General features: G+C 39.0%; 23 protein-coding genes. 9 read left to right on the plus strand and 14 right to left on the minus strand.

All coding sequences use genetic code 11. The features are described 5' to 3' along the window. Positions 1 to 8 precede the first annotated feature (8 nt). A complete protein-coding gene (locus E0H87_RS00310; protein WP_131321334.1) occupies positions 9 to 1,175 on the plus strand; it encodes a cupin domain-containing protein in 1,167 nt (388 codons plus the stop codon). 47 nt (positions 1,176 to 1,222) lie between these two features. Here E0H87_RS00310 and E0H87_RS00315 read toward each other — a convergent pair whose 3' ends face one another. Further along, complete coding sequence (locus E0H87_RS00315) at positions 1,223 to 3,082, minus strand: 7TM diverse intracellular signaling domain-containing protein (protein WP_227547287.1); 1,860 nt, start codon at positions 3,080 to 3,082, stop codon at positions 1,223 to 1,225. A 26-nt stretch (positions 3,083 to 3,108) separates the two neighbouring features. Beyond that, complete coding sequence (locus E0H87_RS00320; protein ID WP_131321338.1) at positions 3,109 to 3,798, minus strand: response regulator; 690 nt, start codon at positions 3,796 to 3,798, stop codon at positions 3,109 to 3,111. Between the two features lie 316 nt (positions 3,799 to 4,114). On the opposite strand from E0H87_RS00320, the gene E0H87_RS00325 reads away from it, so the two are divergent. Further along, a complete protein-coding gene (locus E0H87_RS00325) occupies positions 4,115 to 5,785 on the plus strand; it encodes an FMN-binding glutamate synthase family protein (protein ID WP_131321340.1) in 1,671 nt (556 codons plus the stop codon). 64 nt (positions 5,786 to 5,849) lie between these two features. Here the strand turns inward: E0H87_RS00325 and E0H87_RS00330 are convergent, their stop codons facing one another. From E0H87_RS00330 to E0H87_RS00345, 4 genes are read right to left on the minus strand one after another with little or no spacing between them, the layout of a single operon-like run. Continuing rightward, the gene (locus E0H87_RS00330) at positions 5,850 to 6,893 is read right to left on the minus strand and encodes an alpha/beta hydrolase (protein WP_131321342.1); all 1,044 of its coding nucleotides are present in this window, start codon (positions 6,891 to 6,893) and stop codon (positions 5,850 to 5,852) included. Next, the gene (locus E0H87_RS00335; protein ID WP_131321344.1) at positions 6,893 to 8,014 is read right to left on the minus strand and encodes a YdcF family protein; all 1,122 of its coding nucleotides are present in this window, start codon (positions 8,012 to 8,014) and stop codon (positions 6,893 to 6,895) included. Before E0H87_RS00335 ends, E0H87_RS00330 begins: the two co-directional genes overlap by 1 nt. Positions 8,015 to 8,017: 3 nt before the next feature. After that, positions 8,018 to 9,052: a UDP-N-acetylmuramate dehydrogenase gene (gene murB / locus E0H87_RS00340; RefSeq protein WP_131321346.1), complete on the minus strand. Its 1,035-nt coding sequence runs from the start codon at positions 9,050 to 9,052 to the stop codon at positions 8,018 to 8,020. A 13-nt stretch (positions 9,053 to 9,065) separates the two neighbouring features. Beyond that, the gene (locus E0H87_RS00345; protein WP_131321348.1) at positions 9,066 to 9,575 is read right to left on the minus strand and encodes a low molecular weight protein-tyrosine-phosphatase; all 510 of its coding nucleotides are present in this window, start codon (positions 9,573 to 9,575) and stop codon (positions 9,066 to 9,068) included. Between the two features lie 120 nt (positions 9,576 to 9,695). Between E0H87_RS00345 and E0H87_RS00350 the strand changes: the two genes are divergently transcribed. Together E0H87_RS00350 and E0H87_RS00355 are read left to right on the plus strand one after the other, a co-directional pair. Next, entirely contained in the window at positions 9,696 to 10,856 is a 1,161-nt protein-coding gene (locus E0H87_RS00350) for an iron-containing alcohol dehydrogenase (protein ID WP_131321350.1), read from the plus strand. Between the two features lie 28 nt (positions 10,857 to 10,884). Beyond that, entirely contained in the window at positions 10,885 to 11,340 is a 456-nt protein-coding gene (locus tag E0H87_RS00355; protein WP_016166337.1) for an acyl-CoA thioesterase, read from the plus strand. A 3-nt stretch (positions 11,341 to 11,343) separates the two neighbouring features. Here E0H87_RS00355 and dnaX read toward each other — a convergent pair whose 3' ends face one another. The 4 genes from dnaX to E0H87_RS00375 form a co-directional block, all read right to left on the minus strand. Then, entirely contained in the window at positions 11,344 to 13,449 is a 2,106-nt protein-coding gene (gene dnaX / locus E0H87_RS00360; RefSeq protein ID WP_131321352.1) for a DNA polymerase III subunit gamma/tau, read from the minus strand. Between the two features lie 323 nt (positions 13,450 to 13,772). After that, positions 13,773 to 15,032, minus strand: a complete 1,260-nt coding sequence (locus tag E0H87_RS00365) for a serine hydrolase domain-containing protein (RefSeq protein ID WP_131321354.1) — start codon at positions 15,030 to 15,032, stop codon at positions 13,773 to 13,775. An 87-nt stretch (positions 15,033 to 15,119) separates the two neighbouring features. Next, the gene (locus E0H87_RS00370; RefSeq protein ID WP_131321356.1) at positions 15,120 to 15,974 is read right to left on the minus strand and encodes a MaoC/PaaZ C-terminal domain-containing protein; all 855 of its coding nucleotides are present in this window, start codon (positions 15,972 to 15,974) and stop codon (positions 15,120 to 15,122) included. A 143-nt stretch (positions 15,975 to 16,117) separates the two neighbouring features. Then, positions 16,118 to 17,509: a 3-oxoacyl-ACP reductase gene (locus tag E0H87_RS00375; protein ID WP_131321358.1), complete on the minus strand. Its 1,392-nt coding sequence runs from the start codon at positions 17,507 to 17,509 to the stop codon at positions 16,118 to 16,120. A gap of 243 nt (positions 17,510 to 17,752) precedes the next feature. Here E0H87_RS00375 and E0H87_RS00380 point away from each other — a divergent pair, with 243 nt between their 5' ends. After that, on the plus strand, positions 17,753 to 19,279 hold the full coding sequence (locus E0H87_RS00380; RefSeq protein WP_131321360.1) for an acetyl-CoA C-acetyltransferase: 1,527 nt from the start codon (positions 17,753 to 17,755) through the stop codon (positions 19,277 to 19,279). A 96-nt stretch (positions 19,280 to 19,375) separates the two neighbouring features. Here the strand turns inward: E0H87_RS00380 and E0H87_RS00385 are convergent, their stop codons facing one another. Next, the gene (locus E0H87_RS00385; RefSeq protein ID WP_131321362.1) at positions 19,376 to 19,951 is read right to left on the minus strand and encodes a DedA family protein; all 576 of its coding nucleotides are present in this window, start codon (positions 19,949 to 19,951) and stop codon (positions 19,376 to 19,378) included. A 292-nt stretch (positions 19,952 to 20,243) separates the two neighbouring features. Beyond that, positions 20,244 to 20,672: a chlorhexidine efflux PACE transporter AceI gene (aceI, locus tag E0H87_RS00390; protein WP_131321364.1), complete on the minus strand. Its 429-nt coding sequence runs from the start codon at positions 20,670 to 20,672 to the stop codon at positions 20,244 to 20,246. A gap of 133 nt (positions 20,673 to 20,805) precedes the next feature. On the opposite strand from aceI, the gene E0H87_RS00395 reads away from it, so the two are divergent. From E0H87_RS00395 to E0H87_RS00410, 4 genes are all read left to right on the plus strand, one after another. Further along, positions 20,806 to 21,696 carry a LysR family transcriptional regulator gene (locus tag E0H87_RS00395; RefSeq protein WP_131321366.1) on the plus strand — a complete coding sequence of 297 codons (891 nt, stop codon included), beginning with the start codon at positions 20,806 to 20,808 and terminating at the stop codon, positions 21,694 to 21,696. Between the two features lie 87 nt (positions 21,697 to 21,783). Then, positions 21,784 to 22,770: a transaldolase gene (gene tal / locus E0H87_RS00400; RefSeq protein WP_131321368.1), complete on the plus strand. Its 987-nt coding sequence runs from the start codon at positions 21,784 to 21,786 to the stop codon at positions 22,768 to 22,770. 78 nt (positions 22,771 to 22,848) lie between these two features. Then, positions 22,849 to 23,502: a leucine efflux protein LeuE gene (gene leuE, locus E0H87_RS00405; protein WP_131321370.1), complete on the plus strand. Its 654-nt coding sequence runs from the start codon at positions 22,849 to 22,851 to the stop codon at positions 23,500 to 23,502. Positions 23,503 to 23,642: 140 nt separating this feature from the next. Next, a complete protein-coding gene (locus E0H87_RS00410) occupies positions 23,643 to 24,815 on the plus strand; it encodes a benzoate/H(+) symporter BenE family transporter (RefSeq protein ID WP_131321372.1) in 1,173 nt (390 codons plus the stop codon). Positions 24,816 to 24,871: 56 nt separating this feature from the next. Here E0H87_RS00410 and E0H87_RS00415 read toward each other — a convergent pair whose 3' ends face one another. Continuing rightward, positions 24,872 to 25,216: a DMT family transporter gene (locus E0H87_RS00415; protein ID WP_131321374.1), complete on the minus strand. Its 345-nt coding sequence runs from the start codon at positions 25,214 to 25,216 to the stop codon at positions 24,872 to 24,874. 69 nt (positions 25,217 to 25,285) lie between these two features. After that, on the minus strand, positions 25,286 to 26,293 hold the full coding sequence (locus tag E0H87_RS00420) for an alpha/beta hydrolase (RefSeq protein WP_131321376.1): 1,008 nt from the start codon (positions 26,291 to 26,293) through the stop codon (positions 25,286 to 25,288). Between the last annotated feature and the right edge of the window lie 145 nt (positions 26,294 to 26,438).

A 26,438-nucleotide genomic window follows, 5' to 3' on the forward strand; every position in this document is an offset into this window, starting at 1 on the left:
TGTAATTTATGTCCCAACCTTTAGATATTCTAGGCGGCATCACCGCTGAACAGTTTCTTCGCGAATACTGGCAAAAGAAACCTTTACTTGTACGTAATGCTTTACCTGAGATCATTAACATCTTAGAACCGAATGATGTGATGGAACTGGCTTTAGAAGAGCATGTGACAGCACGTTTAATTAAGCAAAAAGATAAAGACCCAAATCAGTGGACAGTAAAATCTTCACCTTTAATTAAAGGTGATTTCCAAAAGATGCCGAAACTTTGGACCTTACTGGTTCAAGCCGTCGATCATTACTCTTTTGATTTGGCTGAATTATGGAAAAAGTTTCCATTTATTCCACAATGGCGCCGCGATGACATCATGGTGTCCTATGCACCTAAAGGCGGCTCAGTTGGAAAGCACTTTGACTTTTATGATGTATTCCTTGTGCAAGGTTATGGGCATCGTCGTTGGCAACTTGGACAAATGTGTGATGCCAATACCGAATTTGTTGCAGGTCAACCATTAAAGCTACTGCCTGAAATGCAGGTTGATTTTGATGAAGTGCTCGCACCTGGCGATTTACTCTATGTCCCACCTGGACTATCGCATTACGGTGTCGCGGAAGATGACTGCCTTACCTTCTCATTTGGTTTCCGTATGCCAAACATGGCAGATGTGATGGATCGTGTTAGTGATAAATTTGCTGATAATACTTTCCTAAAAAATCCATTGATTGATATTGAAAGACAACAACCTAATCCTATTGGGCAAATCACCAAATCAGAATTGGATTATTTAAAAACCCTGTTACTCGAACGCTTACAGAATTCATCTGAACTGGATAATGCCATTATCAGCTTAATGTCAGAACCCAAGTATCCAGACAATATTCCTGAGCCTGATGAAATTGAAGCAGATGACTTACGTGAAATTTTAGATACAGGTTATGAAATTTTGCTTGAACCTGCATCACGTTTATTGTACGCCGAACAGGACCAAACCTTATTATTCTGGGCGAATGGCGAGCAACTTTGTATTTCTGAAGACACTAGCTCTCTATTAAAGCAAATTGCAGACGGTCAAGTATTGGCATTTGATCAACACTTTAATCATGACGAAATTTTAGAAGATTTCGCTCAACTGATGAATGATTCAATTCTAATGCTACTTCCACCTGCTGAAGAATAAGTTAAAATTACAAAGGCATTCAATTTCGTTTTGAATGCCTTTGCTCATTATTTCTCTTCTCTAATTTCTAATAGTGCTTGAACCACAGTTCTACCTTTTTCAGAGCTGACCTGTAACTCTGCCCCGACACGTTCTAAACGCATTTTCATACTTCGAATTCCAATGCTCATCCCATTTTGAAAATTACTCTTCACATCAAAACCAACACCATCATCCTCAATGGTTAAAATCAGTTGGCGTTCATACGGAAATACCATAGAAACAAAGACATGTTTCGCCTGACTATGTTTCACAATATTGGTCAGACTTTCTTCCAAAACTCGAATAAGGGTTAAACACTGTAAAGCATTCGGCACATAACCCCAGTTTTGCGGAAAAGACCATTTCGACTCTATGTCCAATTCATCCATAAGCTGGCTAAAACGGTGACGAACTGGTGCCACCCATAAAATTGGATTTTCGGGAACGCGTGATTCAAGACTTGACCCACTATCAATGATTTGTCTTAAATCATCCCGCAACAACTTTAAAATAGATAAAAATTGCTGATTGGTCATATTGTGTTCTGCCTGATCCACAATAATCATAGAACGCACCAAAGATGAACCCAGCCCATCATGTAAATCATGTGAAAGATGAATTCGCTCTTGTAAACGAACATTCTCCAATTCAAGCTTATGTTTCTCATTCATACTGGCATATAAGTCTTGACTGACCTGATGTACTTTTTCTTCTAGTCTTACATTAAACTTCTCTACACGACGTGTATTTCTGGCCAATTTCACCCCTAAAATAAGCACAACAAAGACCGTAATGATTGGAGAGGTGTAAGGCGAAAGTGGTTTTATATTTTTATGCAAATCCGAACCTAAAAGTAAGCTATCAAATAATGCACAAATAAAAATACCTGTAAGACACAGCAACAAAAATATATACTCTCTTTTTTTAGTTCTAAATGTCACGTAACCTAAATAAAGATAAGTTGCTAAAAATAATAAAATATAGAGGATGAAAATATTAATAAAGACAGGAGTTATCCATTGTAGTGGTGTAAAAAAAATAATAATTAATACGATAAAAGTAAAAGCCCAAATACAGCGCTCTAAACGTGGCAACTCAACACGAATAAATCGAAGCAAATAGGTACAAAAGCACACCATATAAAGAATAAAAAAACTGAGATTGGCTTGTGCAGAAATCACATTATTAGGGAATGGTTTAGTTTCTGTCACCAAAATATTTGAAATAAACAAAACCCAAAGTATGCAACTGAGTGCGAACCATGCAAAGGTTGTTTCTGTACGCCTAAAAATCCATATTGAAAAACATAACAGACCTAGTACCAATGAAATGATGATATTGATTTCAAATAAAGTTCGCCTATTCCACATCTGCTGCTGATGTTGATCATACGCTGCTTGTACATTATTGAAAGAAATTCCACCAAGTCCTGCTTTTTGAAAGGCATAACCATTCACATAAATTAAAAATTCATTTTCTCCAGCTTTAAAACTAGAAGGCGTTAATATCCAATATCTCGGCATATTCCAGCTTTTCGATAAGGGTTCAACTAAATTTTTATCACGCCAAAGTACATTACGATTAAAATAAACCGCACCCGCGGAATTAATATATTCTATCGAAAACGTAAAAGATTCACTGATGGTGCCTGAAGAACAATCAGGTTTCCAAAGTATTTTATACCAAGCACCACCATTATAATTTGGCTCATGCATAGCCCAATTATCGGGCAACTCTACCTCTTTCCAACCCGATGTAGGAATATGATGAATCGAATCCGTTTTTACAAACTGAATAGATTGTACTTGAATGGTGCAATGTGCATCTATGGAATAATAAGATGATGCTGCGTAAGCCTGCATATGAATGCAAACCAATGCAAACATACAACAAATCCGCAGAATCAATGTGGTCATATAATCCCTAAAGTTCTCGCTGCACTTACAGCTTTCGTCCTCTTTGAAACAGAAAGTTTTCGATAAATATGCTTAATATGACTTTCTACTGTATAGCGTGACACAAATAATTGTTCCGAGATTTCTCGGTTACTTAAACCTTGTGCAACCAAATCCAAAATTTCCTTTTCACGATTGGTTAAAGCTTCCATATCCGCAGGTAAAGCTCCCTGCTGTCCACTTTTATCTTGCGTGTTTTCTTGAACTGCAATTTGGCTAAGAATCTCTCGAGCAATAAAAGGATCAATCGGTGCGCCACCGCGCAAAATACTACGAATCGCCAACAATACCTCAGAGTCATCCCGCTCTTTTAATACATAACCCGTCGCACCTGCCTTAATTGCAGAAAATAAGCTGGATTGTGTACTCCATGCTGAAATCACCAAAATGGAAGCGTTCGAATCTCTTTCACGTAACTTTTCAATAAACTCCACACCATTTCCATCTGGCAAACCCAAATCGACCAATGCCAATGAGACTGGAATTTCTTCTATTTTTTCAAATGCTTCTTTAAGGTTAGAGACAAAATGTAATGTCTCATTCTCATATCCTAGTTCAGTTAAAATTCTTCTTAGACGGTTCTGTATAATTGGTTCATCTTCCAGAATAATCACTGGTACTGGCAACATAGCTTCATCATTGCTCATGTAACACCCCATTTTTTGGTATGCACTATACTCAGATTTTTAAGATGCCTCATATCCCTATATTTGGGTAAATTAGAATTTTCTCTTTCGATTTAACCCTTATTCTCCTAAGATACACTCATCGTTTACTTTTTACACAAAAAAAACTGCACAGTCGTATAAATTAAATGAAAATAAACATTATTCTTATCTAAGCCACTCGACTTTTTAAATGATTTATTAATCAACTCCTAACACAAATAGTTACTTGTACTCATGCACAAATCTTGGCATTGTGAAATGAAATAAACATCAGGCACAAGGATGAATTATAACTATGCCGAATCCTGCACAAATTGTACGCCACAAATTACTGAACACCTTTTTCTCGCGTCATTCTGTTTGGTTCACTTGTATTTTTATCGCGCTTAGCATCACTTGGTTTAGACTCAATTATGCTCCTCATTATATTTATTATTTCCTCTCAGATACGACGATCAACATATTATGGTTGGTGAGCACTTTTCTGAGTCTTGTTGGCTTATATGATTTATTACAGAATCGACATTCAATTTTAAAAAACTACCCGATTATCGGACATTTTCGCTTCTTATTTGAAGAGTTCCGGCCAGAAATTCGGCAATATTTCATTGAATCGGATGAGGATGCTTTACCTTTTTCAAGAATGCAACGTAGCTTAGTCTATCAACGTTCCAAGAATGAAAACTCAGATAAACCTTTTGGCTCCATCATCGATGTGTATCAGCAAGACTATCGCTTCATGACACACTCCATTCAACCCTGCCCCCCTGCGGATCCCTCTACATTTCGCATCGAAATTGGTAATTCACAATGCGCTCAACCCTATAATGCATCCATCATGAATATTTCTGCCATGAGCTTTGGTAGCTTAAGTGCCAATGCCATTCGTGCATTAAATAAAGGAGCACAACTGGGTAATTTTTACCACGACACTGGTGAAGGCAGCCTTAGCCCTTATCATTTGCAATATGGTGGCGATATTGTCTGGGAACTTGGGAGTGGATATTTTGGTTGTCGTACCGAAGATGGTACTTTCGATCCAGTGAAGTTTGCGAAACAGGCAGTACTTCCACAAATTAAAATGATTGAAATTAAACTGTCGCAAGGTGCTAAACCTGGACACGGTGGTATTTTACCTAAAGATAAGATTTCAGCAGAAATTGCACAAATCCGAGGTATTCCACGTGATCGTGATTGTATTTCCCCCTCAAAGCATTCAGCCTTCAATACCCCTATTGAAATGCTACAGTTTATTCAAAAATTGCGTGAACTCTCTGGTGGGAAACCTGTCGGATTCAAACTGTGTATAGGTCAACCTTGGCAGTTTATGGGTATAGTCAAGGCTATGCTGCATACGCAAATATTACCTGACTTTATTGTAGTGGATGGTTCGGAAGGTGGTACAGGTGCGGCGCCGATTGAACTGATCAATAACATGGGTACGCCACTCCGCGAAGGTGTTTTATTTGTTCATAATACTTTGATTGGTGCAGGACTCAGAAAACACATCAAAATTGGCGCAAGTGGGAAAATTATCAGTGCTTTCGATGTTGCTAGCACTATAGCGATTGGGGCTGACTGGGTGAATTCTGCACGTGGCTTTATGTTTGCGATTGGTTGTATTCAAGCACAGAGTTGCCACACCAACCAATGTCCCGTCGGTGTTGCAACTCAAGATCAAGACCGACAAAAAGCCATACATGTCCCAACAAAGGCAGAACGTGTTTTCCATTTCCACAAAAATACCATGCGTGCATTATCTGAAATGATTGCTGCGGCGGGTTTACGCCACCCTTCAGATATAAAAGCTCATCATTTAGCACAACGGATTAACGATCGTGAAATTAAAAACTATGCGCAATTACATTTTTGGTTAAAAGACGGCGAACTTCTAAATTGCGAAAATAAAGATCAGGAAAACTTTTACTTCCGCATGTGGAATATGGCAAAAATGGAATATTTCTAATATCAGCCTGACTTGGCTAAAATTTTAGCCAAGTCAGTTCAAAACATCTATTTCAAAATAGAACTCAATAATACTCGCCAGTATTATGTGCATGTAAAAAGGCAGGAATTAATCCAGTTAAAGCAGCACGAATGTCAGCGCGTTCATTAATTAATTGATGCGAACCTTCTTCCAACATCAACAGTGTTTGCAATCTAAATTTCTGACGGATAAATTCAATGTTATAGCGCCAATCTACAGTTTGATCTAATGCACCTTGCGCCAACCAAACGGGTATGCGGCAAGATGGACGAGCTTCCATCTGTTGCATCCACTTCGACATGGCCAAAATCCAATCCATACCCATCATACGAGGTTGTAAAGGGTCTTTTAAACGGACAAATCTTAAAAACTCAGGGTTATGATTATTACGACGGAAATGCCTTGGAACTTGACGTTTAATCCGACGAATAATGCCCAAACCAACAGAGTTGTGCCACCACGCCGATTTAGCAGGTCGAATTAAAGGTGACAATAGTAAAACACGCTCTACATAAGGATTTTCACGGCGCTCGGCAAACTCCAGTAAATGATGCATCAGAATTGCACCACCCGTACTTTGTCCAATTCCCAACCAAGGTTTAGGCAGTTGTGAGGCATTTTTCACATATTGATAAACCGCATGAAGTACACGCTGATAATGATCAAAATCTTGAATACTGGCAGGCGAACCATCACTCAACCCATGACCTGGTAGGTCATACGTGAGCACACTAAAACCTTGTTCAAGCAGTTCACGGATAATTGGCTGATAAATTCCGCTGTGCTCTAAATAACCGTGTAAAAGGAACACTGTTCCTTTTATTACAACCTTTCCTTCCGCATTTGCTTTAGGTTGAAACACTTGCACATGCAATTTAAACAACGGCATTTGTACAAAACCTTGCCAATGCTCACATTCAAGCAAATGTAAACCGTACAACTTACGATACGCTTGTAATTCAACTGATGGTGAAAATGCATGATTCAAATTTAATGGACTTAAAACCTGTGGTGTTGTATCTCGATTAGGCACAGGTAAATCCAATTGTTTCAGGATATTTGGATTTAAAAATGGAATTTCAGGCATTAAGGTACCTCACGGCAATCACTTGAGCCGAATAACATGTCGCGAATGGTCGCCAACATTTCATAATTTGCACGGCGGCTATGATCATAGTTCTGTTGGCTAGGCTGCCAAGCTGTTAATTGTGTTGGCATTGGTGCCTCAATAGGCACCGTCTCGATTCCATTTAAAGCAAATAAACGGCGTGTTCTCGGCATATGATATTGATCGGTAATTAGAATCACGGTCGGTGCTCCCCCTTTCTTTTGTAATAATAGCGAGCTAAAGCGTGAATTTTCACAAGTATTCATACTTCTATTTTCTAACAGCTTGGCATCGACACCTCGCTCATTTAACCAACGTTGCATATAAGGAGCTTCTACTCCACTCAGCACAATAGGTAAGTTATACACTTTTTCAACGGCTAGTGTTTTCTCTAGTCTTAATTTTGTATAGTCATTCACGACAATATCTTTTCTATTTTTGTCCAAGGTTAAACCACCACCTAACACGACAATCGCATAGGGTTGTGATAAAGCTCCTTTAGGTGTTTCATTTTGTTCTTTAATTTGGGCAATATCTTTTTGAATTTGCTGTGCATCAACACTTTCAACTACAGGCTCGATTTTATGTTTCTGTAGAAAATCCAGATATTTTTCCATCAAGGCTTTATTTTCTTTGCTATCCAACTCTAATAAATCCTTTACATTTTGTGTCGGATCTTCAGGTAGTGATGCTGCTTGCTTTGGATCTGCCAAAAGCGGAACTTGAGGGCGTTCTTCTTCCTCGTTTTGCTCTTGCTGCTCTTTATTAATTAAATCTTGCAAGGCTTTGTAACGTGCTTGAATTTGCGGTAAATTTTCAGAATTGTTTTGCTGAATTTCCTGTTCCATCAATTTAAGATACGCTTGACGCGCAATCCATAAATTGGAACCCGGTTCAAGATTTTCAGCTTCGCTCAGCGCTGCCATTTTTTGACTTTTCGCCGCCACTTCATTCACTTCTACAGGAACAAAGGTATTCAATGCCTTCACCACCAATTTGGAATAAAATGGTGAATAGATAAAAATCACCAGACAGCCCAAAAGTACAAAAAGCAAAGCTGCAATTTGTACAATACGAACCATCCAATCTATTTTAATCATTCATTATTCCACGTGTGATTGAATTAAACCAACTGCATTAAAAAGAACAGGTTCTGGCTCTAGACGAATGTTGAACTTATTTGACACATCTTGCTGAACCGCTCGATAAGTCGCTTGTACATCCAACAAAGTCGCATTTTCATAGTTCACCAAAACCAAAGCCTGTTTTGCAAACATACCAACCATGCCTAAACGCTTCCCTTTCCAACCCGCCTGATCAATTAACCAGCCTGCAGCAATTTTAATCTGCCCATTTGCTTGAGGGTAATGGGGCAATTGAGGGAATTTCGTATTTATTTGGTCAAAACATTGTGCAGAGATCACAGGATTTTTAAAAAAACTACCCGCATTCGGATATTCTTTTGGATCTGGTAGCTTACTTTGGCGAATTTGAATGACTTGATTTTGCAGATTTTCTGCGCTTAAGTCCTCACCCACGGCTTGCTTTAAATCACCATAGCTTAGTTTCAAATCGGCATGTTTTAAAAGCTGAAAAATCACTTGAGTGATGACATAACGCTCAGGCTCATCTTTAAAAATACTGTGTCGATAAGCAAATTGACAATCTGGCGCTAAAATTTCAGTAAATTGCTGTGTTGTACGGTCATAGACGCGTACCGAATGAATAAACTCACCAACTTCTACCCCGTAAGCACCAATATTTTGTACAGGTGATGCCCCAACTAAGCCCGGGATTAGAGCTAAATTCTGCAGACCATATAAATGCTGTTCAGTCGTCCATAATACAAAATCATGCCAAACTTGACCCGCACCAACGGTGAGTGTCTTGGTCTGGCCATCTTCATTCAAGATTTCAATCCCTTGAATATCCATATGGACAACCAAAGCATGAATATGCTCAGGTAAAAGCATATTGCTCCCACCAGATAGAATTAACACATTGAGCTGTTGTTGTTCTGCATAAGACAAGGCTTCCAACAGCATGTACTCATTTTCAACTTTTACATAGTGTGATGCGACCGAACCCAAATTTAAGGTATTAAAATGCTGAAGTTGAACGTTATTTTGAATATGCATGCTAAAACCCGAACTAGCCTTTCAGCTGTTGTTGAAGTACCTGAACCCAAGCCAAACTACTTGATTCACATTGATCAAGTACACGCTCAAATCCATCATCGCCACCATAATAAGGGTCTGGCACCGCTTGTTGAAGGAATTTTTGATCATGCTGACTCATCAGGGCAATCTTTGCGCGAAGCATATGCTGCCCGAGAACTGATTGTGCCTGCTGCATTAAAGCTTGAATATCTTCTAAATTTTCATAATCCATTGCCAAGATCAGATCAAATTCAACAAAATCATGAATCTTGAGCTGACGCGCACGTAAAGCAGATAAATCATAACCCCGATGTTGGGCATGTTTTTGGCTTCTTAAATCAGGTGCCTTATTCGGATGATAATTGCTGGTTCCCGCGGAATCGACCTCAATATTCAGTTGATGTGCATCACAGTAATGTCTAAATACCACTTCTGCTGTGGGCGAACGGCAGATATTTCCAAGACAGACACATAACACCTTGTAGGGCGTTTGCGATGACATAAGCACCTCAATAGAACGTTTATTTTGCAATGTCTTATGTTAAGTTATTTGGAGGATGAATCCCACTAAAACTGTATAACAAAAACACGTAAATATTGATAAAGCATGAAGGAATTGCCAATGTATGACTTTCAGTTTCAAACTGTTTCCCGAATTATTTCAGGCCTCGGCTCAGTTCAAGAACTTACAACGGTCTTGACTGAACAAAGTGCTAAGAAAGTACTGTTGGTAACAGATAACGGTATGCTACAACAGCAGTTACATCACCCTATTTTAGAAATTTTGGAACATCTGTCATTAGCCCATGTGACTTATGCCGATGTCATTGCTGATCCGCCCGAACACGTTGTCAATGCAGCCGTAGAATTTGCGAAACAGGAAAAAATTGACACAGTGATTGGCTTTGGTGGAGGTAGCTCTTTGGATGTTGCAAAACTCATTGCAATTTTAGCCCATCCAAACCAGCCGCAAAATTTGGCTGAACTCTATGGGATCAACAATGCAAAATCCCCTCGATTACCCTTAATTCTAATTCCGACGACTGCGGGCACAGGCTCTGAGGTCACGCCAATTTCCATTGTAACTACAGGTGAAACCACTAAAATGGGCATTGTCTCACCTGTACTGTATGCGGATGTCGCCATTTTAGATGCGACTTTTACCCAAAATTTACCCGCGCATATTACGGCAGCAACAGGTATTGATGCCATGGTTCACGCCATCGAAGCATATACCTCGAAAATTAAAAAAAATCTGTATGCTGATATATTAGCCAAACAAGCATTGAGACTACTCAATCAAAATTTAAAACTGGTCCTTGAAGATGGTTCGAACCTACAAGCACGGCAGAATATGCTGAACGGTTCGATGTTTGCAGGTCAGGCATTTGCCAATGCCCCAGTAGGTGCAGTACATGCCTTGGCTTATCCTTTGGGTGGACATTTTCACATTTCGCATGGACACAGTAATGCCTTGGTTTTAACTGAAGTCTTGAAGTTCAATGCACCGAATGCCAAGCATTTATATGCTGAACTAATGACATGGATAGACCCTTATAGCAAAGGTTGCACCGATGGATTATGTGATTTATTTATCGATCATATGCAAAATCATTTAGACCGAAGTGGTTTGACTTTAAAGCTCAATGCACTGAATGTACCAAAGACTGCCCTTTCAACACTGGCACAGGATGCCATGTTACAAACCAGACTCTTACAAAATAACCCACGCGATTTAAGCCTAAATGATGCTGAACAAATTTATCACGCAATTTACGCTTAACTCATCGCTTAGCAAAGGACATGCAAAAATGAAACCCCAAGCTAAACTTAGAGAAAACTATCCTTTTATTTTTCCCATACAAACACGTTGGTCAGATAATGATATTTACGGACATGTAAACAATGTCAATTATTATAGTTTCTTTGATAGCGCAGCGAATGCGCTGCTGATTAAAAAAGCTCATTTTGATATTCACCGTTCAACGATTATTGGCTTAGTGGTGAGTTCATCTTGTCAATTTTTACAAGAGCTTTGTTACCCCGAAGTGATTGAAGTCGGTGTGGCAATCAAACGTATGGGCAATAGTTCTTTAGAATATGACTTGGCCATCTTTAAAGCCAATCAAAATACAGCTGCGGCACAGGGGCAATTTATTCATGTTTTTGTCGATCGAGAGCAACGCAAAAGTACACCGATTCCCATGAACATGCGTCAGGCTCTACAAGCTTTTATGCAAGTCGAGCCTGAACCTAAGCTCATCTAAGAGTTATTTCAATTGAATGTTATGTAATTCAGCATCAAAACTTTGGATTAAATCACGTACCACAGGTTCAGTTTGTAACAGTTCCTCTGCCCGCTGATAAGCTTGCTCTTTACGTTGATGCTGTAAAATATAAGGTGTGGTATCTGTAACCGCACCATATTCAATTTTAAACAGCGTATTTGGCCACTGTTTTTTCAGTGCTTGTTCCAAAGAATGCTGTGATTGACCCAATAATTGCTGATATTGCTCTGGAATATGAAAAATTGATTCCGCGTCAATTTTCCCTGTCATGACACCATGTTGTGCTAACTCTTGCACAGCAGGCGATAATTCACTATGTCTGAACCAGAACTCCCACTTACCGAGCGTCCACTCACCTTCCAAAACTTGTTCTTGTACACGCAAAATATCTTGCGGCATAAGCTTTGCAGTTTCTGTATTCGAAGCAGTTGGTGTTAGCAGAGATTCTATTTCAGGCTCAGGCTGTTCTATAAGCGGTTGAACAGCTGAATTCGTTTCAACTTCATCAGTGACTGAACTAAAGAGTGTGTCTTGAGCCGTATCACCACTTGTGAAACCTAAATCGGCTGGTAATGAATCATTTTCAACAGATGCTTCGACTTGACGTTCTACTTTTTCATCTACGGTAATTGGTGCAATTTCTTCAAATAAGAAGTCATCACTACTTGCTTCAGATGGAGCTTGGTATGATGTATCAGTATTTTCATCAAGATCGAATAAGACATCTTCACTCGCAGGGTCAAACACGATTTGATCTGATGCATTACTAGCTAAATTATGTGTTTCTTCAACCTGCTCTGGAATTTCAGGTGATACAGACTCATCTTGTAGATTTGTCTCAACAGCAAGGTTTTCGACAGGTGGTGTAACTTCCGCTATCGCTTGGGTTTGATCTTTCGGAGCTGCAACTACAGTATTGATATTTGTAACGACTTGTTCAGTAGCCAACACTGGTACCGACTGAATTTGTGTAGCAGGAGTTGAAACTAAGACTTCATTTGGTTGCAAAGGTCTAAAGGCCAGCAAACGCAATACGCACATTTCAAAACCTTGCTCTTGCGTCACCGCAAGTTGCAAATCTGCACGCCCTTTACACGCAATCTGATAATAAAGTTGTAAATCTTGATCTGCAATTAGCTGAGAAAGCTGGGAAATCTTTTGATTAATTTCCGCACTATATTTCAGACTTAGATCAGGCAAATATTGCAGCAATGCTAATTCATGTAAAGTTGAAATCAACTGATCTAAAACTAAAGAAACATCTAAAGCTTGCTGTCTAAATTGCAGCAACAATTGACTCACACGCGCTTTCTGATTTTGATGAATTGCCAACAATAAATCATAAATGATCGTACGATCAATCAAGCCTAACATCTCTTTTACATCTTGATGCTGAATTGCACCTTGACCATAGGCAATCGCTTGGTCAGTTAAAGAGAGTGCGTCACGCAGTGAGCCTTGTGCAGACTCAGCGATTTGCCAGATTGCATCTTGCTGAGCTGAAATCTGTTCTTTTTCCAAAATTTTTGTCAAATGCTCGGTAATTTCATCGACCGCCAGAGGACGCAAGGTAAATTGTAAGCAACGCGAAATCACCGTAATTGGGAGCTTTTGCGGATCTGTGGTTGCAAATAGAAATTTCACATGCTCAGGCGGTTCTTCTAAGGTTTTAAGCAAGGCATTAAATGAATGTGTAGAAAGCATGTGTACTTCATCAATCAAGTACACTTTATAGCGTCCTTGAGTTGGCGCATACGGTACGTTATCTAAAAGTTCTCGCGTATCTTCTACTTTGGTTCGTGACGCTGCATCAATTTCAATCAGGTCGATAAAACGACCTTCATTCACCGCTTTACAAGTAGCACAGACTTCACACGGCGTAGCAGTTACACCTGTCTCACAGTTTAAGCATTTCGCAAGAATACGTGCAATTGTGGTTTTACCCACGCCACGTGTACCTGTAAATAAATACGCATGGTGTAAACGCCCACGTTCTAATGCACTACTCAGTGCACGCGAGACATGGTTTTGCCCCACCAATTCATTAAAATTACGGGGACGATATTTACGCGCAAGTACTTGATACATGTATGCTCCTTTTCACAGGTCTAAGCATACTGTTTTTTTGCGCAAGAGTGAATGAACAATCTCAAAGCGAGTTAATGATTGTGGAAATTAAACACGCTGTTGATACCTTAATCTTAAATTCAGTCAATGCGCACTTTAAATCCATCAGCAATTTGATCTTTTCAAGTCAGATCCTACACACAATCTAGGCGATATTTCCTTTAAAGAGGATGATCAAATTTTCCATATTTGACCACCTTCAAATATGCTTATACCAAAGACAATATCTATTGCACCTATCATTTATTAAGTATGTGCAGTCTCTATTATCCAATCTAAAAATCTTAAAACCACCCCTTACGTCCCTTTAATATTGCATCAGCACATCTTAAAGTTTCTTGCGTTAAGCCCCATAAACGATAGTCGCCAGTGATGGACGCCGTGGCAAAATTATGTGTGTAAGCAAAACTCAATTGGCGCTCTGGATCACACCAAGCACCTGAACCATTAAAACCCATGTGCCCAAAACCTTGTGGAACTTGTTTGCCTAAAGTCAGGACACGGTGATACCCCAAACGCCAATGCATCGGGATAGGCATAATTCGATCACGATGCTGATATTGAATTTGCGACATGCGTTGAAATACTTCAGGTTTAATCAACTGTTGCTGTTGCCATATACCCCCTTGTGCCACCATGGCATAAATTTTTGCCAAACTTTCAGCAGAGAAAACGCCATTGGCAGCAGGAATTACAGCTTGTAAACCTTGTTCACTAAAAAAACTAAAGTTCTTCATGCCTTTAGGAATCATCGCATCTTGGAAATCTTGCGGATTTTGACCTGACCATGCTGTAACACGATCCATTAAAGTCGTTTTCTTGGCTGTATTTTTTCTTTTTGAAGAATCAGAACTTGAGCTTTTAGAGTTCGCTGTGAGGAATGGTCGTGCAACCCGATCAAGTTCTGATGTTGGCACACCAAAATAAGCATCTTGTATATGAAGAGGTTGTAACAAATATTGTTGCATTAAATGAGATAAACTTTGCCCTGTGGCTTTTTCCAGAACACCACCCACTAACCAGCCAAAAGTTAAAGGCTGATAAGCTGCATCTTCACCGACAGCAAAGCGCGGTTTGGCCTCAGCAATCCGATTTAACATAAGCTCCCAATCGGCCATTTGCGCTGCATCTTGAACCAAATTACGGATATCAAACAAGCCACTTTGGTGGCTTAAAATATCTGCCAAGCGAATGTTGGTTTTACCATTTTGTGCAAATTCAGGCCAATACTTTGCAATTGGTTGATCATAATCAAGTAAACCTTGACTCACTAAAATATGAGATAAGGTTGCCAAAACACCTTTGCCTGTTGAGTAACAGACCGACAAGGTATTCTTTTCCCATTGTTCTGTCGCTGATTTTTTTCCTATATAAATATCAACGACCTTTTGTCCTTGAAAATACACACAAAGTGCAGCCCCGCCTTGATGCATTCGCGGATGCTGTAAGCGACTGAACTGTTTCGCCAAATCTTCAAAATTTTCAGCAACATCACCATGATATTGATTGGGATTCGCCGATAAATATGCTTTTAGTTCTTTCATCTTACATCCTTATAATTTTTTAATTATTGATACATCCATAAGTAAAAAAGCCCAAATCCTTAAAATTTGGGCTTTTATTCAGCGCTATTAGCGTGCGGTAATATGACCTGTCACATGTGGTTTTTTATTTTTACTATTTTGAATCATAAAATCGATATTCTTACCTACCTGCGCAGTAAGGAACTCAACATTGGAAGGCAAATACATAGGTAATTTAAACCAAACTTCAGCTTCATAGCTGTCGGGTAAAGTTAAATTGGCTAAGGCTTTTGCTTTGCTCCACATACCATGTGCAATCGCTTGTTTGAAACCAAATGCTTTTGCCGTAATTGCATGAATGTGAATTAAATTGAAATCGCCAGAAGTTAAGGCATAACGACGACCGGTATTTTCCGAAACTGTCCACTCTGCCTGAAGCGTATAATTTGGGCGAGTTTCTTCTTTTGCTTTAGTAGCCGCTTTTGTTTCAGTTTTTTGACGTGCAAGATAAGTCGTCACCCCTTGCATCACGACTTCATTTCCTACTTTTGCGGTGGTGATAAAATCAAACTGCACGCCTTTATCATGCGGCTTTAATTCACCAAACTGGCAAGATAGGCTTAGGCTTTCATTTACACCAATTTTACGGCTTTGAGAAACTTGGTTACGAATATGTACCAAACCTAAAATTGCAAAAGGAAATGCCTCTTGCGTCATCATATGCATTTGTAAACTTTGCGATAAAACAGCTAAATAAATCGCTGGAATATAACCATTATTTTTAAATCCGCACACGGCGTTATACGCTTTCAAATGCTTTGGATCAACCTTAAAAGAATCCACAACATATTCAACTTGGGGAAGAACTTTTTCGCCTTTGGACTTTTTAAAGATGAGGCCCTGCACGACTTTGGGATAAGCCAAATAAGGTTTCGGAAGCTGAGAAAAATGGCGCGTTTTCATGTTGAACCTATCTGAAGTTTTTATTTCAATATTTTTGGAAGCTTCTTCTCCTTCAGGGAGAAGGTTGGGATGAAGGAAAAATCCATTCCCTTTATTGGCTTTCCCTCTCCTTAAAAAAGAGGGAAAATTCTAAACTTTTATAATTAAGCACCCAATAAACTTTGTCCGCAAACACGAACAACGTTACCATTTAAGCCCGTCGAAGCCGTTGAAGAAAATAAGGCAATGGTTTCTGCAACATCAACAGGTAAACCGCCTTGACTCATCGAGTTCATACGACGGCCTGCTTCACGGATAGCAAATGGAATTGCCGCTGTCATCTGTGTTTCAATAAAGCCTGGTGCAACTGCATTAATGGTTATACCATTTTTTAAGATCGGTGCAGTAAATTTCACCACCCCAATAACACCTGCTTTCGATGCAGCATAGTTAGTTTGCCCTAAGTTCCCTGCAATCCCTGAAATTGAAGAAACGCAAACAATACGACCATTGGCATTCAAACCATCATGTTCAAGTAAATAATCATTGACACGTTCAATCGCAGACAAGTTGATATTAATCACCAAATCCCAAAGTTCTGGCTTCATGTTTGCTAAAGTCTTGTCACGGGTAATACCTGCATTGTGCACAATTATATCAACACCGCCCTGTGCTACAGCAGCTTCTTTAATTTTCTGACCTGCATCTGCTGCGGTAATATCAATGGCCAAAGTTGAACCACCAATTTCACTCGCAACACGGTCCAAGTCAGCTTGTTGTTGTGGCACATCTAAACAAATGACATGTGCGCCATCACGCGATAATACATGTGCAATTGCCTCACCAATACCACGGCTCGCACCTGTGACTACAGCAGTTTTGCCTGCAAGTGGTTTCACCCAATCTACATCAATCACATCTGCTTTAGACACACGAATGACTTGTCCTGAAACATAAGCAGAACGTGGAGATAAAGCAAAACGTAACGTAGACTCTAAATTAGCTTCTGCACCTTCATCTACATACACCAATTGTGCTGCAATACCTTTTTTGAATTCTTTACCTACAGATTTAACAAAACCTTCTAAAGCGCGTTGAGCAATGGCTTGTTTGACTGTTTTAGCCGTTTCAGGTGTTGTTCCCACCACAATGACACGACCCGAAGCTAAGATTTGGCGCGCGACTGGGTTAAAGAAATTATAAAGTTCTTTGAGCTGTTCAGAGTTTTGAATACCTGAAGCATCAAAAACAACAGCTTTGAACTTTGACTCGCGGTCACCATCGTTAAATGCATTTAGCTTTAAACCTTGGGTTGCAGCAACTTGTTGTAATTCTGCATTGTTGCCTGCATAACTGTTGGCATGAATATTCGCCAAAACCTGAGAAATTGCACCAGATAATGTACTTGCTGGTGCTGCACCAACCAAAACTGCACCTTTAATTACAGGCGTCGCAGAGTCAAAACGATCTAAAAAAGTGGGTGCTGGCAAACCTAAATTTTTAATGACAAATTTACCAATTGGAGATTTTGCGAATGCTTGGTATTGGTCAGTCATGTTTATTATCTCTCAAAACGAATTAAATTTATTTGATGGCTTTTAAACTACTGTTTAACTTCAATATCATGTCAAAGACGTAGATTTCAATAGACTCATCAGTTTCCGTTGAATCATACTTGAGTTAATCTAGTGATGACTTGACCTGAATGTATTCTGCAATGTCATTGTAGTCAATTCGAGCTATGCTGTATTGTGTTAATGTACACCTCAAGAATACTGTAACATGCTTGGAAAAGCCTTATGAGCAAAACAACTCAAGATAATCCAGCAGTCGATCATTCTGTGGCAGAAACTGTGTCAAATACATCAAAACCGCGTACTCGTACACGCAAAACAACTGACACAGCTTCTACGTCTGCAACCCCAACGACTAAAACAACTCGTACCCGTGCAACTTCTTCGCCTCGCAAGAAAGCTGTACCGAGTACAACTAAAACTGCATCTACAACTCAAACTTCTGTCCTACAGGAAAAAATTATGAGTCAAAATACTCCTCGCCGCGTTGCAATTATTGGTGGTAACCGTATTCCATTCGCTCGTTCGAATGGTGCTTATTTCACAGCATCAAACATGGATATGTTTACCGCAGCATTAAATGGTCTTGTTGAGCGTTACAATCTACAAGGTCAACGTTTGGGTGAAGTAGTTGCTGGCGCAGTGTTAAAACATAGCCGCGACTTTAACATGACTCGTGAATGTGTTTTAGAGACAGCTTTGGCACCTGAAACTCCTGCTTATGATCTGCAACAAGCATGTGGAACAGGCTTACAAGCAGCTTTCCAAGTTGCGAATAAAATTGCCTTGGGGCAAATTGAAGTGGGTATCGCTGGTGGTGTAGATACCACTTCGGATGCGCCAATTGCTTTTGGTGATGGCTTACGTAAGGCCTTGCTTGAGCTCAATATTGCAAAAACAGGGAAAGACCGTTTAAAAGCATTAACCAAAATTAACCTAAAAGATTTAATGGATGCCCCTAAAAATGGTGAGCCGCGTACTGGGCTTTCTATGGGCGATCATCAAGCGATTACTGCATTAGAATGGGGCATTGCCCGTGAAGCACAAGATGAACTTGCTGCATCTTCACACCAAAAAATGGCAAAGGCTTATGAAGAAGGTTTCTTTGATGACCTGATCACACCATTTTTAGGTTTAGAACGTGACAACAACTTACGTGCTGATTCTACAGTTGAGAAACTGGCTAAACTTAAGCCTGCTTTTGGTAAAGGTGATGCACGCACCATGACTGCGGGTAACTCTACCCCATTAACCGATGGCGCATCTTGTGTGTTACTTGCATCTGAAGAATGGGCAAAAGCAAATGGTCATGAAGTACTGGCTTATTTAACCTTTACTGAAACTGCTGCGGTAGACTTCATTGGCAAGAATGGACCAAAAGAAGGCTTATTAATGGCCCCTGCTTACGCAGTTCCTCGTATGCTTGAACGTGCTAGTATTACTCTGCAAGATTTTGACTATTACGAAATTCATGAAGCCTTTGCATCACAAGTTCTTTCAACTTTAAAAGCTTGGGAAGATCCACAATTCTGTAAAGATCGCTTAGGCTTAGCTGCACCGTTAGGTTCAATTGACCGTAGCAAACTCAATGTTAAAGGCTCTTCTTTAGCAGCGGGTCACCCATTTGCTGCAACAGGTGGACGCATTTTAGCAACGGCGGCAAAACTTCTTAACCAAAAAGGCTCTGGTCGCGTACTCATCTCGATTTGTGCTGCGGGTGGTCAAGGTGTAACGGCGATTGTTGAAAAATAATTGATGATTATATCTTTTAAAAAGCACCTTTAATCAGGTGCTTTTTTATTCTAAGCTCGATTAAAGCTTTAATAATAAAAAGGAATTTTCCATGAATTACTTGCGACTTTTAACATGTGAAATCAGCATAAAAATACCTCTTGCAATTAATATGCAAAAAATGACTGCCAAAATAATCCATGCTGAATACTCATCATCATGCAAGAAGCCCTGCCAAAATTGATGCAGCCAATGTGTAACCTGTAAACCCACACTCACCACAACAAATGCCCAAAGGAAACAAGCAACTATATTAATGATGATATAACGTATTTGTGGATAGCGCTTAATCCCGATAATCATGGGAAGAACTGTTCTTAAGCCCCAAGCAAAACGCATGAGTAAAATACACAGTGTAGGATAACGCTCAATCAACACACTCGCCTGTTGAAATTTCTGATTTAATTTAGGATGTTGAACAATAAAACGATAACCATAGTGGCGACCTATTTGGTAGTACAACTGATCACCAATAAATCCACCCAGCATTGCTGAAAATATAAGTAGCCAAAAATGTAAAACGTGTTGATGAACAGCATATGCACCAAGCATCAGTAGCGTTTCACCTTCAAAAAAGGATCCAATGATCACTGCAAAATAACCGTAATGTTGTAATAAGTAAGTCCAATCCATCTGCATACTCTTTTTATCGTTATTAGGATCTCTTTATTTAAAAATCAAAGCTGAGATACCACCCGACCTCTTAAAGATTATAGGATAGATCATTTAAAAGACTAAAACCGCATTTGAGATATGATTACAAAGTTATTTAATCTATCTGATATCCGACTCCAGATGTATCAATTATTATCCATCGTCAAACAATCGAAATAATGCAATATTTTTATTTTTGCAATGAGTTTACTGTTAAGCGATTCAACGTCTATACATAAAAAAGCCACATAATAATGTGGCTTTTTAAAAATCACGACTGTTGGACAGGAGAATATCCTAAGCGCATTTCAATATGGTCATAACACCATTGGAAAATGAAGGTATAAACCAAAATACACATGGTCAAACTAAAATCTAATAAAATGGCTTGCCAAATGGTCATGTCCATTGCATACGCGACCATTGGAATGGTGACTAACATCAAACCACCCTCAAATCCAATCGCATGCATAATACGAACAGCAACTGTACGCTGCAATTTTCGGCGTTGCTCAAATTTTTCAAAAAAATGATTAAAAATCATATTCCAAAATACAGAAGTGACCGCCATAACAATACCTAGGCTTCCTGTAACTTCCATTGGCATATTAAAAATTAAACTTAATGCGATGGCAATGATGACCAACAGGATAATCTCATAGCTCAACGCATGAACAATCCTTCTCTTGGAAATCAACATTTAAAACTACTCTTTGTTTTCGATGTTTGCTATTTTATTTTTATTATATTGATTAATCGAGTTAGATTCTTTCAGTTTTATTGAAAGGTCTATCTTGGAACTTTTTTTAGTAACTTAAGCAAAAAATACGCCAATGAATATTAACCATGATCAACTGATTATTTTCCAAACTGTAATAGAAACGGGTTCTTTTTCCGCAGCTGCAAGAAAACTCGGTAAAGTCCCTTCCGCCATTAGTATGTCTATTGCAAATCTTGAAATTGATCTGGATTTAACGCTTTTTACCCGTCAAGGGCGTGAACCCATTCCAACTGCGCAAGCCATGACGTTATATGAGAAAACTCAACAACTTCTCATTGAAATGAATCAATGGAAACAACATGCCTTTGCCTTAGCACAAGGTCTGGAATCAAATTTGAATATTGTGGTGGTTTCTGAATTACTCCATACGCATTGGACGGACTACATTGTGCTTCTAGAACAACGTTTCCCTGAACTTCAAATCAATATTTTTTCGGCACCACAAGAAGATGCACTGCAAATGTTGCTTGATCAATCTGCACAATTAGCACTGATGTTTGAGCGTGAACAATTACAAAGTGGCGAACAATTTGTAGAGTTAAAACGGGAAACATTGATTGCTGTGGCGGCAAAACAACACCCTCTCGCCCAACATGAAAAAATAAGTTATGAACAATTACTGCAAAGTCGACAAATTGTTGTCGCAAGCCGTGACCGCAGCTTAAAACCAGAACTACTTTTTTCTAAAAATTATTGGCGTACAGACAATCATCATTCCTCCTGTGCCATGATTTTACAAAACTTAGGTTGGGGCGTACTCCCTTATGAAATGCTCAATGAAAATCAATCATTGCAACAACAATTAAAAATCCTAAGTTTTCAAGATTTCTCACCCAAATTTGAATATTCTGTCGATTTAGTTTGGAGTCGAGAAAGTCAACTGGGTGCGGCTGCTCGTTTTTTGATTGATCATATTCGAAACAGCAAAAAAAATACGAATTAGCGAAGCTCGAACCCTGATTTTGCTTGGGCTAGGCAAAGTTTGTGGTATAACTAAATGACGGGTACAACTTTTAAGAAATAGATCTCAATGACACAGAATGCGTTAAACCAATTAAAAAAGATGACAACCATCGTTGCTGATAGTAGTGACTTAGCTGCAATTGAAAAATTTCGTCCACTCGATGCAACAACCAATCCTTCTCTAATCACGGCTGCAGCCAATCAACCAGAAAATAAAATTTTAATTGAAGCTGCGTATGATCAAGCAAAGCAAGAAGGCTACACTTCTGACGAATTGATTGAACGTACCATTGATATTCTTACCGTAAAATTTGGTGTAGAAATTCTTAAACTAATTGAAGGTCGAGTTTCAACAGAAGTTGATGCGTCATTGTCTTATGATACTGAAGCAACCATCGCTAAAGCCAAAGAGCTTTTAGCGCTTTATAAAGCTTATGGTATTGATCAAAACAGAATTCTGATTAAAATCGCATCTACTTGGGAAGGGATTCAAGCTGCTCAAGCACTTGAAGCTGAAGGTATTCACTGTAACCTCACACTTCTGTTTGGTTTACATCAAGCTCAAGCCTGTGCCAATGCCAAAGTAACCTTAATTTCACCATTTGTTGGTCGTATTTTGGATTGGTACAAAAAAGCTGAAAATGTACAAAGCTATCCTATTGAGAAAGATCCTGGTGTACTCTCTGTGAAGCAAATTTATCAATATTACAAACAGCACCAAATTCAAACTGAAATTATGGGTGCAAGTTTCCGTAGTATTGATCAAGTACTCGGTTTAGCAGGCTGTGACTTATTAACCGTAGCACCTGGTTTATTGGCTGAATTAGAACTCGATACACGTGAAGTACAACTTCAGCTCAATCCGAACCAAATTGCAAAGAGCTCTGAACAGGCAATCGTTCTTGATAAAGCAACTTTTAAAGACCAGTTAGAACACGATCTCATGGCTTTCCAATTGCTGCAAGGCGGTATTGATGGCTTTATTAAAGCACGTGAACAACTCAGCACCTTATTGCGTCAATCATTCGGTTTGGATGCTGAAATTCAAGCTTAAAATTATGCACCATAAGTGCGCAAATCTTGAGCTCATTTTGTTACAATAACAAAATGAGCTTTTTATAATGAGTATATTGTGTTTGGCATTACGGATCTTAGTACCTATATTATTGGAACAATTTTAATTGTTATTCTTCCAGGTCCAAATTCGTTATATGTCATGTCCATTGCCTCGCGCTTCGGAACACGTATTGGCTATCTTGCAGCTTTAGGCGTTTTTACTGGCGATCTGATTCTCATACTTTGCACCATCTTCGGTGCTGCTTCTTTATTACATAGTTTCCCATGGCTATTTATCATTTTAAAAGTGGTTGGTGCAGCGTATTTATCCTATTTGGGTAGCTGGCTCATCATTGCCAGTATTCGCACTTGGCAAGGGACCACAGCCCAATCCTTGGAAAGCTCAAACAAAAGCATCACTTATAAAGAGGCCCAACCCTATCGTACTGCATTAACAATCAGCATCCTCAATCCTAAAGCGATTTTATTTTATCTGTCTTTCTTCGTGCAATTTGTCGATCCGAACTATGCATACCCAGCAATTAGCTTTACCCTAATGTCAATTATTTTACAAATCATTAGCATGCTTTATTTAAGCATGCTGATTTTTTCTGGCGTACGTTTTGCTGCATTTTTCAATCAGCGTTATCGCCTAACTTCAGTTGCCGTGGCAATCGTTGGCTTTGCTTTTTTAGGCTTCGGTATGAAATTGGCATTTTCAACCGTATAGTTGAATAAATTTCAATAAATATCTTTAAAACGTGAAATATCGTTTAATTTTTGGATATTCACTTTTCCAAAATATGGCTTAAGCGTATGATGCAAGACTTACATTTAAACCTTTGGTCAAAATAGAATAAGTACGGATACATGCAAAAACTCATTCAAGATTTTTCTATTCCCGCAGTCTTCGCTGGTTTCATTACGTTTTTAATTGGGATCAGTGTATCTGCGGTGTTGGTCATTCAAGCAGCTCAAATTTTAGGTGCAAGTACCGAACAAATTACCTCATGGTTTTGGGCTTTAGGGCTTGGTATTGGTCTGGTGGGCATGTTTCTATCATGGAAACTAAAATATCCAGTGTCGACTGCGTGGTCTACCGCGGGCCTAGCTCTCATCATTGCCACAGGCAGTGGTTATAACTTAAACGAAGCCATCGGTGCTTTTCTGGTTTGTGGTTTAATTACTGCGGTTTTAGGTTATTTAGGCATTTTTGAAAAAATTCTAACGCTTATTCCTCAAAGCCTGACCAGCGCAATGTTGGCAGGTGTCTTATTAAAATTTGGCATCGAACTCTTTGCCAGTCTTAAAACGGATTGGGGATTTATTCTTTCCTTATTAGCAGTTTATATCGTTGCAAAAAAACTTACTCCGCGTTACAGCATTGTATTAACTGTGATTGCGGCGATTGCTTTATGCCCCGTGTTTTTAGACTTTCATACCCCTACTGTTACATGGAGTATGGCTAAACCAGTCTGGATGACACCTGACTTTACGTGGTCGGCAATTTTAGGTCTTGCACTTCCCCTGTTTGTGATTAACATGGCTTCGCAATATTTACCAGGCATTGCCATGATCAAAAGTTATGGTTATCAACCACATGTCAATCAATTGATTGGCGGGACAGGACTGATTCAAACTGTACTGGCACCTTTTGGTTGTTATAGTGTCAATATTGCAGCGATTAGTGCCGCAGTCAGCTTAGATGATCAAGTACACCCAGACCCAAGTAAGCGCTATATTGCAGGTATCAGTTGTGGTTTTTTCTATGTCTTAATGGGGTTATTTGCAGCAACACTGACTAGCCTTTTAATGTCTTTTCCCCATATTTTTATTGTGACTTTAGCTGGAATAGCCTTATTCGGCACCATCAGCCATAACATTGCACTGGCCTTTCATGATGTTTCTGACCGAGAAGCTGCGCTCATGACTTTTTTATTCAGTGCTTCAGGCGTGCAGTTTTTTGGCATTGGTTCTGCATTTTGGGGACTGCTATTTGGTTTTGCCGTTGCATTTATTATGAAATTGAACATCAAAAAATAAGCTCTGCCTAATAAAAAAAGCATACAGATTCTGTATGCTTTTTTCACCGCTTTATATCAATGCCCAATCGAGTTTGAAAAGACATTCATGACAATTACACCACCCACAATCATGCCGATTCCAATTAAAGCTGGTAAATCCAAAGTTTGTTTAAATACAAAAAAACCAACCAAAGCCGTTAATACAATACCCACACCGCCCCAAATTGCATATGCAATTCCCAAGGGAATAGTTTTAATCACTTGCGATAATAAATAAAAAGAAATGACATAAAACACAACCACCAACAGGCTTGGTCCTAATTTTGTAAAACCTTCCGATTTCACTAAAAATGCAGAGCCAGTCACTTCAGAAACAATTGCCAAAGCCAACATAGCATAAGCTAACAGTAGGACATTCATGCTTGTGTTACCTCTCCAAATTTTCTGGATGAAGCTTAACAGTTCATCGTTGCTTGTTATATGATTTTTCTATGATTCTGAATCTAAACCACTGAATTTCTGTACAAAAGAAATCGTTTCATCAAAAGTTTGCTGGCTGGCTTTTAACCCCATAAAAAATTGATACTCATGAATTAACGGCTCTTTACTCTCAGGATAGAACACGGCAGTTACAGGAATTTCATGCTGCTTTAATGCGGCAACGAAAGGAACAGATTGAGTCGCTGTTAAAAAGTCCTTATGACCACCACTAATAAATACGGGAGGATAGTTTGCAGTTAGATGCTTTATTGACGATATTTCATTTAAGAAGGCCGCATCGTCCTTACGCTCCCCTGTGTATGCCTTAACGAGGCTATAAATCCCCCATTCTACAATTTTATGCTCATTAGGTGCTGTGGCCACAAAAGAGGCTATATCGTAAATACCACAATGCAGAATTAATCCTTTCAACTGTTGCGGTTGGATCGCAGGTACAAAATTTGATTCTTGGGCAAATTGCGGATTTGTAAGCAACGCTGCGTAGTGACTTGCTAAATTAGCACCTGCCGAATCACCTGCCATATAAAGTTGATTGGCATCGATCTGATAATCTTTAGCATGCTTATTGATGAACTTTAGTGCTTGGTTAATTTGTAATAATTGATTGGGGTAGATCACCTTCGGTGCAAATTGATACTCTACTGATATGACATTAAAGCCTTGTGCTGCAAGCAATTTAAAGTACCCACGCGCATTTTCTTTAGAACCTGAAATCCATCCCCCACCATGAATCCAAACAATTGTTGGTCTTAAACCAAGCTCTTCTATATTTTCAGGTTGATATAAATCGAGTCCTAATTTTGGATTTTTTGAATATTCAATATTTGAATGAATCAATACATTGTTAGGTGCATGTTTATCCAACATTCTTTTCTGTATTTCTGTGGCCGTGTTAAAACTTCGCGCAATCACTTTGCTACTTTTTTGAGTATTTTGACATGCCGTTAATAGCACCAAAATACAGCTTAAAATGATAAAAATTGTCTTTTTATACATGAGCAATTCCACAGTTTTTAAATATTTTCATAATGATGTGTTTTAAAGAACCTTTTTCAACAGGCGTATTTTAGCGAAAAACAAAGCTCTCTCATAAAAAAAGGAAAAACTTTCTATTTTGATTACAAGCTTTCATGATAAATCC

It is taken from the genome of Acinetobacter sp. ANC 4178 (assembly GCF_004331175.1).
In the GTDB taxonomy this organism is placed as follows: Bacteria; Pseudomonadota; Gammaproteobacteria; order Pseudomonadales; family Moraxellaceae; genus Acinetobacter.

What these genes read in the sequence shown, in the direction of transcription:
- E0H87_RS00370 (WP_131321356.1), bottom strand. Translation starts at nt 15,974, where the DNA reads ATGAAAACGCGCCATTTTTCTCAGCTTCCGAAACCTTATTTGGCTTAT.
- E0H87_RS00315 (WP_227547287.1), bottom strand. Translation starts at nt 3,082, where the DNA reads ATGTTTGCATTGGTTTGCATTCATATGCAGGCTTACGCAGCATCATCT.
- E0H87_RS00415 (WP_131321374.1), bottom strand. Translation starts at nt 25,216, where the DNA reads ATGAATGTCCTACTGTTAGCTTATGCTATGTTGGCTTTGGCAATTGTT.
- E0H87_RS00380 (WP_131321360.1), top strand. Translation starts at nt 17,753, where the DNA reads ATGAGCAAAACAACTCAAGATAATCCAGCAGTCGATCATTCTGTGGCA.
- E0H87_RS00320 (WP_131321338.1), bottom strand. Translation starts at nt 3,798, where the DNA reads ATGAGCAATGATGAAGCTATGTTGCCAGTACCAGTGATTATTCTGGAA.
- tal (WP_131321368.1), top strand. Translation starts at nt 21,784, where the DNA reads ATGACACAGAATGCGTTAAACCAATTAAAAAAGATGACAACCATCGTT.
- E0H87_RS00420 (WP_131321376.1), bottom strand. Translation starts at nt 26,293, where the DNA reads ATGTATAAAAAGACAATTTTTATCATTTTAAGCTGTATTTTGGTGCTA.
- E0H87_RS00385 (WP_131321362.1), bottom strand. Translation starts at nt 19,951, where the DNA reads ATGGATTGGACTTACTTATTACAACATTACGGTTATTTTGCAGTGATC.
- E0H87_RS00345 (WP_131321348.1), bottom strand. Translation starts at nt 9,575, where the DNA reads ATGTCATCGCAAACGCCCTACAAGGTGTTATGTGTCTGTCTTGGAAAT.
- E0H87_RS00365 (WP_131321354.1), bottom strand. Translation starts at nt 15,032, where the DNA reads ATGAAAGAACTAAAAGCATATTTATCGGCGAATCCCAATCAATATCAT.
- E0H87_RS00310 (WP_131321334.1), top strand. Translation starts at nt 9, where the DNA reads ATGTCCCAACCTTTAGATATTCTAGGCGGCATCACCGCTGAACAGTTT.
- E0H87_RS00375 (WP_131321358.1), bottom strand. Translation starts at nt 17,509, where the DNA reads ATGACTGACCAATACCAAGCATTCGCAAAATCTCCAATTGGTAAATTT.
- E0H87_RS00355 (WP_016166337.1), top strand. Translation starts at nt 10,885, where the DNA reads ATGAAACCCCAAGCTAAACTTAGAGAAAACTATCCTTTTATTTTTCCC.
- E0H87_RS00395 (WP_131321366.1), top strand. Translation starts at nt 20,806, where the DNA reads ATGAATATTAACCATGATCAACTGATTATTTTCCAAACTGTAATAGAA.
- E0H87_RS00325 (WP_131321340.1), top strand. Translation starts at nt 4,115, where the DNA reads ATGCCGAATCCTGCACAAATTGTACGCCACAAATTACTGAACACCTTT.
- E0H87_RS00330 (WP_131321342.1), bottom strand. Translation starts at nt 6,893, where the DNA reads ATGCCTGAAATTCCATTTTTAAATCCAAATATCCTGAAACAATTGGAT.
- E0H87_RS00410 (WP_131321372.1), top strand. Translation starts at nt 23,643, where the DNA reads ATGCAAAAACTCATTCAAGATTTTTCTATTCCCGCAGTCTTCGCTGGT.
- aceI (WP_131321364.1), bottom strand. Translation starts at nt 20,672, where the DNA reads ATGTTGATTTCCAAGAGAAGGATTGTTCATGCGTTGAGCTATGAGATT.
- E0H87_RS00350 (WP_131321350.1), top strand. Translation starts at nt 9,696, where the DNA reads ATGTATGACTTTCAGTTTCAAACTGTTTCCCGAATTATTTCAGGCCTC.
- E0H87_RS00335 (WP_131321344.1), bottom strand. Translation starts at nt 8,014, where the DNA reads ATGATTAAAATAGATTGGATGGTTCGTATTGTACAAATTGCAGCTTTG.
- dnaX (WP_131321352.1), bottom strand. Translation starts at nt 13,449, where the DNA reads ATGTATCAAGTACTTGCGCGTAAATATCGTCCCCGTAATTTTAATGAA.
- murB (WP_131321346.1), bottom strand. Translation starts at nt 9,052, where the DNA reads ATGCATATTCAAAATAACGTTCAACTTCAGCATTTTAATACCTTAAAT.